This window comes from Lysinibacillus sp. JK80 (assembly GCF_027557635.1).
GTDB classification, from domain to species: Bacteria; Bacillota; Bacilli; order Bacillales_A; family Planococcaceae; genus Lysinibacillus; species Lysinibacillus capsici.
The window spans coordinates 2,259,767-2,272,660 of sequence record NZ_CP058997.1; the positions used below are offsets into that span (position 1 = coordinate 2,259,767).

Below are 12,894 nucleotides of genomic sequence, written 5' to 3' on the forward strand. Positions count from 1 at the left end.
CCATTCCCCCTTGACCCTAGTGCATCTTTCTTGTATCTTTATCCATTAAACTGTAAATGATCGGTACAATATACAGCGTCAATAAAGTTGAGGTCACAAGCCCTCCGATAACAGCAATCCCCATTGGCTGATTCATCTCGGTCCCTTCTCCAATGCCCAGTGCGAGTGGTAAAAGCCCTAAAATAGTTGTTAAGGCTGTCATTAAAATTGGACGAAGCCGATCTTGGGTAGCAAGTAAAATTGCCTCATAAGCTGGCATGCCCATTGCCTTTTGCTGATTAATATAATCTACCAGCACAATACCGTTATTTACGACTATTCCTACTAGCACTAGGATACCGATAACTGAGGTTACACCAATTAAAGTATTTGTTAGGAACATAGCTATCGCCACACCAATGATCATTAATGGGACAGTAAACATGATAACAAACGGATATTTAAATGACTCAAATTGAGCTGCCATCACAATATATACAAGCACGATGGCTAGCATCACAGCTAGTAACATATCATCAATTGCACTATCATAGAGCTCTCTGTCCCCACTGAACACAATTTGAGTAGTAGATGGTAAATTAACTTGTTCTAATGCTTTATCTACTTTTGCAGAGATTCCTCCCAACGATTCCTTTGTTTCATAATCTACAAAAAAGGCCACTGCTGCTGCTTGATCAGAACGACGAATGGATACCGGCCCCTCTTGTATAGAAACAGTAGCCACTTCCTCTAATTTTACAAATAATCCTGCTGGCGAACGCAGCTGCATGGCTTTTAAAGCATCTATACTCGTATTAAATGACTGCCCAAAACCTGTATAAACGGGTAATACTGCGCCGTCATCAGTAATCAATTGGGACGTTAATTGACCTTTTGTCATTTGATTTACAGTTTGAGCGATTTGTGCTGGAGCAAAACCATAGTCTTTTGCTTTTTCACGATTAACCTCAATTTGAATCTCTTGAACAGTATTATCTAAATCCGTAGAGACATTTGTCACTTGCTGAATCGCTAGTAGTTCCTGCTGCACTTTCTTAACAGTTTGCTGTAGCCTCTGTTCATCGGAATCTGTTAAACGGAATGTTAAGGTGTGTGGTGACGATCCTGTAGCTGTCGATACATTAAATGTAATTTCAGCTTGCTCTTCAAGCTCTCCCTGTATATCTTGTTCTAGCTCTTCTACAAATTTAAAAATGGAACGTTGCCTTTCTGCTAATGGGACAAGCTTTACATATATCTCAGCTTGGTTGGCGCTAGTTTGTCCACGTGCTTGGGATTGTTGTGTACCGCCAATTAAACTAACATACACATCTACATCCTTTTCCTGCTTTAAACGTTCCTCAATTTGCTTAACAATCTTTTCTGTTTCTGATACAGCGACACCTTTTTCAAGATTGACACTTATAGAGGTGAACCCCTCATCTGTAGGCGGTAAAAATTCAGTACCTATTCTAGTCAGTCCAAACAAAGAAAGACTAAAGCAAACCACTGTAAAAAGCAGTATAAGCATTCGATGCTTTAGTACCCATACAATTGACGCCTTGTAATGCCTATAAAAACGTGATTTACTGCGTTGTACATAAAAATTATTGTTTTTCATTTTTAAAAGTCGACTTGCTAGCATCGGAACGACTGTAAGCGCAACTACTAAAGATGCAATTAAGCTGAATGAGATTGTTAAGGCAAACTCTGTAAATATTTGACCAATCAATCCTTCGATGAACATAACAGGAATGAATACTGCTATTGTGGTTAAAGTGGAAGCTGTAATGGCAAGGGCTACTTCCTTTGTTCCTTCCTTTGCTGCAGTTATCGGGTCTTTTTCTAGTCCTAGATGTCTTTCTATATTCTCAATAACGACTATGGCATTATCCACAAGCATACCAATTCCAAGTGCCAGAGCACCTAATGTCATAATATTGAGAGAAAAATCCGCAAAAAACATCAAAACAAATGTGACAATAACGGAGTAAGGAATCGCAATACCAATAATGATCGGACTCTTTACACTACGTAAAAAAACAAATAGGATGAACATCGCAAATAATCCACCTAAAAGTAAGGAAGAGCCAATATTACTAATCGCTAAATCCACATAATTACCTTGATCAATTAAAATATCTGCTGTGATACCTTTATACTGATCTTTCTTTAGTAATGTCTCTAAGGCCTTCTGGAAATCCTTAGAAACCTCTGCCGTATTTGCACCAGATTCCTGTAATACAGACATAAGAACAGCTGGATGCTCATTTGCTCGTGTTGTGGTAATAGATTGTTGTTCTGTCCTCTCAACGGTTGCAAGATCACCAATGGTTAATGATTTGCCCGTTAAAGGGTCCACCGAAACAATTAAATTGGCAATGCTTTCCGGAGAAGATAATGTGCTAACTATACGTGTTGTTAGCATTTTGCCATCATCTGTTGAAACAGGCTCACCAGGAAGAGACACATTATTCGCTTGAACTATTTGCATCACGTCTGTCTGAGTCAAGCCTTTTTCAACTAGCTTTGCTTCATCCAATTCTATTTGGATTTCATCAATCAATTTGCCAGAAACATTCACACTGGCAACACCCTCTGTCCGTAGCAGTTCCTTCTCTAAGTGCTCTGCTAATACACGTACATCTACTTGATTATTTTCCGCACGTAAAGACAGCTGAATAATAGGAAATTGAGACGGATCAAATTTTAGGAAACTAGGCTTGCCAGCATCATTAGGCAATGGGGTCATATCAATTCGCTGTAAAATATCAAGTTGGGCAACATCAATATTTGTGGACCAGTTGAACTCAAGCACAATTAAATTGGAGCCTTCCTGGGAGGTTGACTGGATTTTTTTGATACCAGGTAAGGTGGCAAGTGTAGCCTCTAATGGCTTCGTTATCTTTTCATTTACCTCCGTCGGGCTTGCCCCAGGATAAGAGGTGACAACCACTCCAATAGGAGGATTTAACTCTGGAATTAACGTAATCGGTATTTTTAATAAAGATACACCGCCTAGTATGATGACAAAAAGCATAGTAACAATCGTAAAGACAGGTCTTTTAATAGAAAAATGACTAATATTCATATAAACAAACTCCTTTTCTACCTCTTCCTTTCTATGATAGCCGAAAAGGAGATTATTTTATAAATAAGCTCCCGTTATTGAGATACTATCTCTAAGGAAACTTATATTTCCTAATAATGTATATATTCTACAAACAGTGTCATTTTTCCTTGCAAAAAAACACGAATCGCAAAATTGTCGATTCGTGTTTTATAATTATAAAAGGCTATAAAGTTTAATGTTTTCGTTTTTATCTGCAAACCAACGCATAGCGAACTCATTTTCAAATAGGAAAACAAGATTGTCAAAACGGTCTTTTACAAGCATTGATCGACCTGATGACATTGATTCTTTGACATCCTCTTCATTTTCAATCCAGCGTGCGATTTTCGAACCAATTGGCTCCATTTTTACTTCCACATTGTATTCATTTTTCATACGATGTTCAAATACTTCAAATTGTAATTGACCAACTGCTCCAAGTATAACTTCCTCTGTATGCAGCGTTTTATAGTATTGAATAGCACCCTCTTGCACTAATTGTAAAATCCCTTTATGGAATTGCTTTGATTTCATAACGTTCTTCGCCGTGACACGGACGAATAATTCTGGTGTAAACTGTGGTAATTTTTCAAATTGGAATGTTTTCTTGCCACCTACAACAGTGTCTCCAATTTGGTATGTTCCTGTATCATATAAACCAATAATATCGCCAGCAACTGCTTCATCTACTGTCTCACGATCATCTGCAAGGAACTGTGTAGATTGTGTGACTTTAAATGACTTCCCTGTACGAGATAACGTCATATTCATTCCACGTTCAAATTTACCAGAAACAATACGTACAAAGGCAATACGATCACGGTGTGCTGGATTCATATTGGCCTGAATCTTAAAAATAAAACCTGAAAACTCATCATGCTCCACAGGATCAATAAACTGCTCATCTTCAGTAATTCTTGGCTGCGGCGTCGGTGCGAATTGTAAATAGGTTTCCAGGAAAGTTTGAACACCAAAGTTCGTTAATGCTGAACCAAAGAATACAGGTGTTAATTCCCCACGACGAATTTTTTCCTCAGAATATGCATTTCCCGCTTCATCTAAAAGTAAAATATCGTCCATTGCTTGTGAGTAATAAGAAGTCACCTTCATTGGATGCTCCACAGCAAGCTCCCCATTGTCGTCAATTGGTAAGAAACGTTCCGCTTCATCTGTACGGAATTGCTCAATGCGTTTATTGTAACGATCATAAATACCAAGGAACTCTTTACCCATACCGATTGGCCAGTTCATAGGATATGCATTGATACCTAATACCTCTTCAAGCTCTTCGATCAATTCAAGCGGCTCTTTCCCTTGACGGTCTAACTTATTAATAAATGTAAAAATAGGAATACCACGCATTTTACAAACTTTAAATAGCTTTAAAGTCTGTGCCTCGATCCCTTTGGCAGCATCCACTACCATGACGGCACTATCTACAGCCATCAATGTACGATATGTGTCTTCCGAGAAATCTTGGTGACCAGGGGTATCCAAAATATTCACACGAGAGCCATTATAATCGAATTGCATGACAGATGAAGTAACCGAAATCCCACGTTGTTTTTCGATCTCCATCCAGTCCGATGTTGCAAATTTACCTGTTTTTTTACCTTTTACTGTACCTGCATCACGAATGGCACCACCAAAAAGTAAAAGCTTTTCTGTAATCGTCGTTTTCCCAGCATCAGGGTGACTGATAATGGCAAAAGTACGACGCGATAGTATATCTTGTTCTAAATTTGAATTCATCTCGTCATTCTCCTTTTTTCATACTTAATAATAATAAAAGAAGACTTGCCTTTCGTACAACCTTTTTACATGAAATCTCAAAAAAGAAAACCCTTTAGTTACAACTAAAAGGGTTTCCTAAGAATTTAGCTTTCATCACACGAATTTTAATCGGCCTGCTTCTATCGCAATTTCTGCATCACTATGTGGAAATTTGGTATTTTCGATAATTTGATAATCCTCATGGCCTTTACCAGCAAAAATAATCATGTCACCTGGTTCAGCAATTTCAATCGCATGGCGCACTGCCTCTGCACGATCTCCAATACAAGCATAATTATCATGAAGCATACCTTTAGCAAGGTCGTCTGTAATACTATCGTAGTCTTCATAGCGTGGATCATCTGTCGTTAAAATAACATATTCCGCAGCAGACGCTTTTTCAGCCATGGCAGGACGCTTCGATTTATCACGATTGCCACCTGTTCCAACTAAGAAAATCAACTTGCCCTTTTTATAAGGTTGCGCTGCTTGAATTGCCTTTTCAATTGCATCTGGAGTATGGGCATAATCAATAAAAATTTGCACAGGTAGATCTGAACATACTTTCTCCATACGACCCTTGACTGGCGGTAGTTGCTCGATTTGTTCAATAATGGACTCCATTGAATAGCCCCTACCATAAAACGCAATCATGGCTGCCAATACATTATAAATATTAAATTCCCCAAGCAAATTCATTTTTACACGATAAATTCCTTCAGGCATTTCCACGTCAAATGATGTCATATAGTCGTGATATTCACAGTTAATGGCGCGGAAATCAGCATTTTCATTTTTTAAACCATATGTCCACACTGGAAATGGTGTCATTGCAGCATATCTCTCTGACCAAGCATCGTCTGCATTCAACACAACAAATTTATTTTTTTCTAAATCTTGTCCAAGTTGGGAAAATAATAAGCCTTTTGCATGGCCATATTCCTCCATCGTACCATGGAAATCAAGATGATCGTGCGTTAGATTCGTAAAAATAGCGATATCATAATCAACACCTGCTAAACGTCCAAGTGCTAACCCGTGTGATGAAACTTCCATTGTCATTAATCGACAGCCTTCCATTTTTGCACGGAAAATCATTTGTTGTGTCGATAACGCATCACTCGTTGTATTAGCTGATTCATATAAAATTCCATTTAAATTAAAGCCAATTGTGCCGGATAAAGCCGATTTCTCGCCCATACCATGCATTATATTTTGAATAATTCCTGTTACGGATGTTTTACCATTCGTTCCCGTTACACCAATCATCGTTATGTCCTTTGAAGGATAATCAAAGAACTTTGCAGCTAGTAAACCTACTGCACGATCTGTATCTTTCACAATCACTTGTGCGATTGTCTCTCCTAGCGGTAATTCTCGCTCCGTCACAACAATTGTTGCGCCACCATCTACAGCCTTTTGCGCATAATCATGCCCATCTACTGTATACCCTTTGATACAAACAAACATGCTATTTGGTTGCACACTTCTTGAATCTACTACGATATCGCTAACCTGATCTGGCAGCACGCCAATTATTTTTTTCAAAGGTAATGCGCTTAACAATTCCTCTGCATACATTTCATAATCCTCCAATCAATCTCTACACTCATGTCATCATTCTTAATAATCGACAAAAAACGACAATATGAAATCCCCCACGTTCTATTGAACTTATTTTACTACTTATTTCATGATAAATAAAATGCCTCTCTAGTGTTTTTTCAACGAAACCGCTTTCATTTGAGGAAAAAATCATGTTTTCTTCAAATTTTCATTTATAATCACCAATCGGCATTTTTCGACATAACGAGAAAAGGTTATTTAGAGAACACTTGTCTATGCATGGTAAGCTTATAGTTACAATGGAGGCATCAAGAAGATACCTCCATTGTTAAACTATTTCATAATTGAGCGCACAATTTTCACTTTCTGTTTATATGGCGGGAACAACACATTTGTCTCCAGCTTGGAAGATTTCTTCAAGATAGATTTCGGGTGAGTAAAGTTTTCAAAGCTCGCTTTGCCATGGTATGCTTTCACACCTGATGGACCTACACCACCAAATGGTAAATGTAAATTTCCAACATGTGTGATGGTGTCGTTAATACATCCCCCACCAAATGGTAATTCTTCTAAAAAGTATTGCATGGCTTTTTCATGTTCTGAGAAGAAGTATGCCGCTAAAGGCTTTGGTAATTGCCGGATTTGATGAATGGCAAGTGGCAAATCATTATACATCATAACAGGTAAGATAGGACCAAATAGTTCTTCCTGCATGGATGGACTTGTCCATTTTACATATTCAACTATTGTAGGTTCAATATATAAATCATCCCGATCTATTCGTCCACCATATGTAATGGCATCACGTTCGTCCACAATTATTTGCTGTAAACGATCAAATTGTTTTAAATTAACGATACGTCCATAATCAGGGCTTTTTAAAGGATTTTTGCCATAAAACGAACGGATTGTTTCTTTTAATATTTTCATAAAACGGTCATAAACGTCTTTGTGTACAAGCAGATAATCAGGGGCCACACATGTCTGTCCAGTATTAGTAAATTTACCCCACACAATCCGCTTTGCTGCTACCTCTAGATTTGCTGTTTGATCGACAATTGCTGGACTTTTGCCACCAAGCTCTAACGCAACTGGTGTCAAACGTTCTGCAGCAGCTTTTGCTACTACTTTACCAACGGCTACACTACCTGTAAAAAAGATATAATCGAAGGAAGCATGAATAAGAGCCGTAACCTCTTCCTTTTCGCCTTCCACGACACGTACATATGAAGACGGGAATGTTTCCTCAATGATTTTTTTCACAATGACTGCTGTGTGTACAGAGGTTTCTGATGGTTTGACGATTGCTGTGTTTCCTCCAACTATGGCGCCAATCAGTGGCTCCATTACAAGTTGGAATGGATAATTAAATGGCCCAATAATTAACGTTACGCCATAGGGCTCACGAACAATAAAGCTCTTGCCCATTTGATATTGTATTGGTGTTTTGACTGCTTCTGGTTCCATCCATTCTTCTACATGTTTTACCATATATGAAATACTATCTAATACAATGCCAATTTCTGTTGCATACGCTTCAAATTCACTTTTACGAAGGTCTAAGTAAAGCGCATTTAATATTTCCTTCTCATATTTCAAAATTGAAGTTTTTAATTTCTTTAATTGCTCTTTTCTAAATTTCACACTTTTTGTAGCACGTGAAAAATAAAATTGACGTTGCTCTGTAATCATATTTTCCACATCTTTTGACGTAAAATTCATCAATAAAGCACCCCTTTTTTTAAAATGGCATACATAGTTTTTTCATTTTGAAACAAACTATCTTTGTCTATACGATACAACATCGAGAGGCAAAAATCCTCTTTCTACATCGAGGGGGTGAAATAGCAATATGTGAAATGAAATGTTTTAGTTTTTTCATCTCGGGAAATATACAACTACATATTAAAACCGAAACGGGGGCGTAGATGAATGACAACAACAACAGGAACATGGTGGGAGTCCATTTTTTCTGGACCATTATCGCATGGAATTTGTGAAGAAAAAATATTGCTATTGCAAGATGAGGCTTTCTTATATCTCTCTACAATACCTGTGGAGAATGAAGAAAATCCAGAAGGAAATTAAAAAATAACGCATTATAGGATGCCCCTATAATGCGTTTTTATTTATTCTAATTAACAATGAATGCTTGCTGCAACTGATTTAATTGTGCTTCAAGTCTACTGATAGCCTCTTCTTCTATCGCAAAGCCGCCCTCTTCCAAACGTATAATTTGTTTATCTACAATGTAAACAGAATTGGTAATGGAAGTGGCTCCTAGTACAGCTAATACTGGCTTTAATGCATATTCCAATGCCAACAAATGACTAATCGAACCTCCTACAGCAATGGGGAGTATAGCCTTATCGAGCAAGGCTTTTTGCGGTAGTAGATCCAAGTAAGTCTTCAAAATACCTGTATAGGATGCTTTATAAATTGGTGTAAGGATGACAATAAAATCTGCTTCCTTAACATGCTCATTTTCAGACTGTATTTGCTTACTAGAAAAATTCGCTGTTAATAAATCTGTAGCTGGGAGCTCATGTATATAATTTGAGTGAACCTCTACTCCTTGTGCAATAAAATGATTCTCCACCTTTTCATGAATGGCGGTAACTCTAGAATTTTTCGAATTACTTCCATTAATAATGACTGCTTTTGTCATCTTGCCCACTCCTTTTAGCAATGTTATAAAAAAGGCCCCTATTCTACAAATCGATGAAACACCGTTTTGTAAAATAGAAGCCTCTAGATGTCTAGTTAACTTAAATTCCTAGTATTCTTATAAAATTAATTTAACATAAATTTCTAGAATGTCAACAGCTTTTTATTGGTGTATTGCTTTCCCAAACACAGCTTTAGCCACATCTCCAATATGCTCCGATACAGTAGGATGTGGAAAAATCATATGTGCAAGTGTTCGAGCTGTACCCCCAGCATTTTTTGTTGCTAATAGTGCATTAAGTATTTCTGTTGCACCATCAGCTACTACACAAGCCCCTAAAATTTGCCCATTATCCTTAGATGAAATTAGCTTGACAAAGCCTTCAGTATTCCCCTCCATTAATGCCTTTGGGTTTGTTTGTAGTGGCATTTTCGTTACAATGTACGGTGCCTTGACTTGCTCTTCTAGTAAACCAAATGTAGCAATTTCAGGGTTTGTATAAACACAACGTGGAATGCTTGTTTGATCAATTGGTATTGGTTGATTTCCTACAATATAATCGACAACGTAAATTCCTTCAGCACTGGCAGAATGTGCAAGTTGATAACCACCCACTAAGTCACCTATCGCATAAATATTCGGCAGGCTTGTTTCAAAATGCTCATTAACAGCGATTAATCGACCATCAAAAGCTAATCCTAGTTGCTCAGCAATTTCTATATTGGGACGACGTCCAGTAGCAAATAAAAGGTTTTCATATGTATAAGATCCTTTAGATGTATGAATGATATTACCTTCAAATTTTTCAAAATGAAAATCTGTCACAAGTTCAATACCAAATTTCTTCATCTTTTCTCGAATCAGCGGTCTTGCTTCCGCCTCTTCCGTTTGTAAAATATCCTCGCTATGATTAAGCACTGTTACCTTTGTACCAAGTGGTGCTAAACTAAACGCCATTTCAATGGCAATTACGCCCCCGCCAATGATTGTTAGCTGTGCTGGAAGCTTGTCTATCTCAAAAAATGTGTCCGTCGTATGGTAGGTGGATGTCTCTAACCCTTCGAATCGTGGAACAAAGGGTTTACTACCTGTCGCTAAAATTATATCTGATGCCATTATCGTCTCATTCCCGATAGTTATCGTTAAGTCCTTTACGACTGAAGCTTCACCACGATATAAAGTTATATGATTATTGATAATATATTGCTCAAGGTTTGTTAGTAGTTCATGAATAATTGTATCTTTCCGTTGCATTAGTCGAGGAAAATTAATTTCCACTTTAGGCACTTCTATTCCCCAGCTATTCCCTCTTTTTATTTCCTGCACAAGTTTACTATGCTCCAATAAAATCTTTGATGGAATGCAGCCAACATTATAGCAGGCTCCTCCCAATTTATCTCGTTCGATGAGTGCTACTTTTTTGCCATTCTTGGCTGCATGTATGGCAGCCACATAGCCACCTGGTCCCGCTCCAATAATAGCAATATCAAAATTTTCCATAATTTTCACCTCATGTACCACCATATCATTTGCAAATTTTGAATGCAATGACAGACATAGTAAAAGCCTTTCATTACAATGAAAGGCCTTTTGACTTATTTATATACGTTTATGAGCATTCGTTTCTCTTTCGCAGGTATAAGGCTTTCTCTCCCCGGGTATTTGCTTCTCTTTCATGAGTATTCGACGCTCATTGATCTTTTTAATAAATATTTCGTTGCCAAAATCGTTGCTGGGCAATGGCAGCTACAAACTTTTTCGGAAAATCTTTATTACCTGTAGCTAAAACGATTCCTGGCCCTACATTGGCATTCGACATATTGAAGAAGGTTGTGCCAGTTGCAGCAAATCCTATAGGCTTAAAGTGGCGATATGCTTCATTTATATAATTGACGATATAAGTATTGAATTTCGCCTGATTACTTGCCTTTACTCCAACAACATATAATGAGTCAAATAATACAGCATCGGTTGTAATAAATGTGTCAGTAGCCGTTAATTGCACACCATTATTCCCTATTACCACACCTAGTCGATCAGAGATTATGCTATAGCGAACACCTTGTCTTGTTAAATATTTCAATACTTCCCCGACTTCATTTGCATCAAAGCCATCACCAATTAAGACGCCTACTTTCAACGTATAGGGTAATTTAACGGTATTGGCTTGACTTAGTGCAGGTGAAGAGGCCGTTACTTTAGACTGCTCGCCATTAGGTCGATTAACACCAACGTTGTCTGCCACTGTGGTAGCCATTACTTTATCCACATGAACAAACATATCCACTACTTGCTGTCGAACAGATTTACTTTTCACTTTTCCTACTTCAAAGCTAAAGGCATCGATAATGTGTTGTTTTTCAGGTGGAGACATGCTGTTCCAAAATAGCCTTGCTTGTGAAAAGTGATCGTCAAAGGATTTACTACGCGCTCTCGTTATTCTTCCTTCAACCTTTTCTTCATAATGAACATATCCGCCTTCTCTTGCAGTAGAGGTAGCTGGTGTATTATTTGCTAACGAATTTTTATGATAGCTTACCCTGCCTAAATTAATGGTCTGTCGACTAAAGCCATTACGTTGATTGTTATGCACTGGGCAAATCGGGCGATTAATAGGGATTTCTGCAAAATTTGGTCCACCTAATCGAATCAATTGTGTATCTAAATAGGAAAACAATCGACCTTGTAGTAGAGGATCATTCGTAAAATCTATGCCAGGTACAACATTACCTGGATGAAAGGCAACTTGCTCTGTTTCAGCAAAGACATTATCCACATTGCGATTTAAGGTCATCTTTCCAATTTTCTTCACAGGTACTAATTCCTCTGGCCAAAGCTTTGTCGCATCTAAAATATCAAAATCAAATTTAAATTCATCCTCAGGTTCTAGTATCTGTATGCCTAACTCAAACTCTGGATAATCTCCAATTTCGATGGCTTCCCATAAATCTCTCCGTTGAAAATCTGGATCCTTCCCTGCAATTATTTGTGCTTCATCCCAAACAAGAGAATGCACTCCTAGCACAGGCTTCCAGTGGAATTTCACAAATCTTGATCTTCCCTTGTCATTGACGAAACGGAATGTATGCACACCGAAACCTTCCATCATACGAAAGCTTCGTGGAATGGCACGGTCAGACATTACCCACATTACCATATGTGCAATTTCCTGATTACTGGCTACAAAATCCCAAAAAGTATCGTGTGCAGAGGCTGCTTGTGGCATTTCATTATGAGGCTCAGGCTTTACGGCATGAATTAAATCGGGAAACTTAATGGCATCCTGAATAAAAAATACAGGGATGTTATTACCAACTAAATCATAATTCCCCTCATCCGTATAAAATTTTGTTGCAAACCCACGTACATCACGAGCTGTGTCCATTGAACCTAAGCTCCCTACCACTGTCGAAAATCTGACAAACACAGGTGTCTTCTTTTTCGGATCCTGCAAAAATTTTGCCTTCGTATATTCCGACATGGATTCATATAATTCAAACTCGCCATGTGCTGCAAAACCTCTGGCATGTACAACACGCTCTGGAATGCGTTCATGATCAAAATGGGTAATTTTTTCTCTAAGATGAAAATCCTCCATAATTGTCGGACCACGAACACCTGCCTTTAACGAATCCTCATCATTGGACACCCTTAGTCCCTGATTCGTTGTCATTTTCGTACCCTCATTTTCGACACGAAACGGCTCTAATTGATGATCCTTTGGGTTTCCTTCTCCATTTTTGGATTGATTCGACTTTGAGTTATCCACACAATCCCCTTTCATACATGTACTAAT

At 38.0% G+C, this 12,894-nt stretch carries 8 protein-coding genes; 1 reads left to right on the forward strand and 7 read right to left on the reverse strand.

All coding sequences use genetic code 11. The features are described from left to right. Positions 1–16 precede the first annotated feature (16 nt). The 4 genes from HXV90_RS11735 to HXV90_RS11750 all read right to left on the reverse strand — a co-directional run bounded on the left by HXV90_RS11735 (position 17) and on the right by HXV90_RS11750 (position 8,152). A complete protein-coding gene (locus HXV90_RS11735) occupies positions 17–3,070 on the reverse strand; it encodes an efflux RND transporter permease subunit (RefSeq protein ID WP_269898989.1) in 3,054 nt (1,017 codons plus the stop codon). 195 nt (positions 3,071–3,265) lie between these two features. Beyond that, positions 3,266–4,843 carry a peptide chain release factor 3 gene (locus tag HXV90_RS11740; RefSeq protein WP_048392002.1) on the reverse strand — a complete coding sequence of 526 codons (1,578 nt, stop codon included), beginning with the start codon at positions 4,841–4,843 and terminating at the stop codon, positions 3,266–3,268. Positions 4,844–4,978: 135 nt separating this feature from the next. Then, positions 4,979–6,445: a UDP-N-acetylmuramoyl-L-alanyl-D-glutamate--2,6-diaminopimelate ligase gene (locus tag HXV90_RS11745; RefSeq protein WP_269898990.1), complete on the reverse strand. Its 1,467-nt coding sequence runs from the start codon at positions 6,443–6,445 to the stop codon at positions 4,979–4,981. A gap of 318 nt (positions 6,446–6,763) precedes the next feature. Then, complete coding sequence (locus tag HXV90_RS11750; RefSeq protein WP_103117506.1) at positions 6,764–8,152, reverse strand: aldehyde dehydrogenase; 1,389 nt, start codon at positions 8,150–8,152, stop codon at positions 6,764–6,766. 210 nt (positions 8,153–8,362) lie between these two features. Between HXV90_RS11750 and HXV90_RS11755 the strand changes: the two genes are divergently transcribed. Beyond that, positions 8,363–8,518: a hypothetical protein gene (locus HXV90_RS11755; protein WP_004224556.1), complete on the forward strand. Its 156-nt coding sequence runs from the start codon at positions 8,363–8,365 to the stop codon at positions 8,516–8,518. Positions 8,519–8,564: 46 nt separating this feature from the next. Here HXV90_RS11755 and ssuE read toward each other — a convergent pair whose 3' ends face one another. The 3 genes from ssuE to HXV90_RS11770 all read right to left on the reverse strand — a co-directional run bounded on the left by ssuE (position 8,565) and on the right by HXV90_RS11770 (position 12,882). Continuing rightward, positions 8,565–9,098: an NADPH-dependent FMN reductase gene (gene ssuE, locus HXV90_RS11760; protein ID WP_048392005.1), complete on the reverse strand. Its 534-nt coding sequence runs from the start codon at positions 9,096–9,098 to the stop codon at positions 8,565–8,567. A 162-nt stretch (positions 9,099–9,260) separates the two neighbouring features. After that, complete coding sequence (lpdA, locus tag HXV90_RS11765) at positions 9,261–10,598, reverse strand: dihydrolipoyl dehydrogenase (protein ID WP_269898991.1); 1,338 nt, start codon at positions 10,596–10,598, stop codon at positions 9,261–9,263. Between the two features lie 202 nt (positions 10,599–10,800). Continuing rightward, positions 10,801–12,882 (reverse strand): catalase, encoded by a 2,082-nt coding sequence (locus HXV90_RS11770; RefSeq protein WP_048392007.1) that lies wholly within the window; start codon positions 12,880–12,882, stop codon positions 10,801–10,803. Positions 12,883–12,894: the final 12 nt, after the last annotated feature.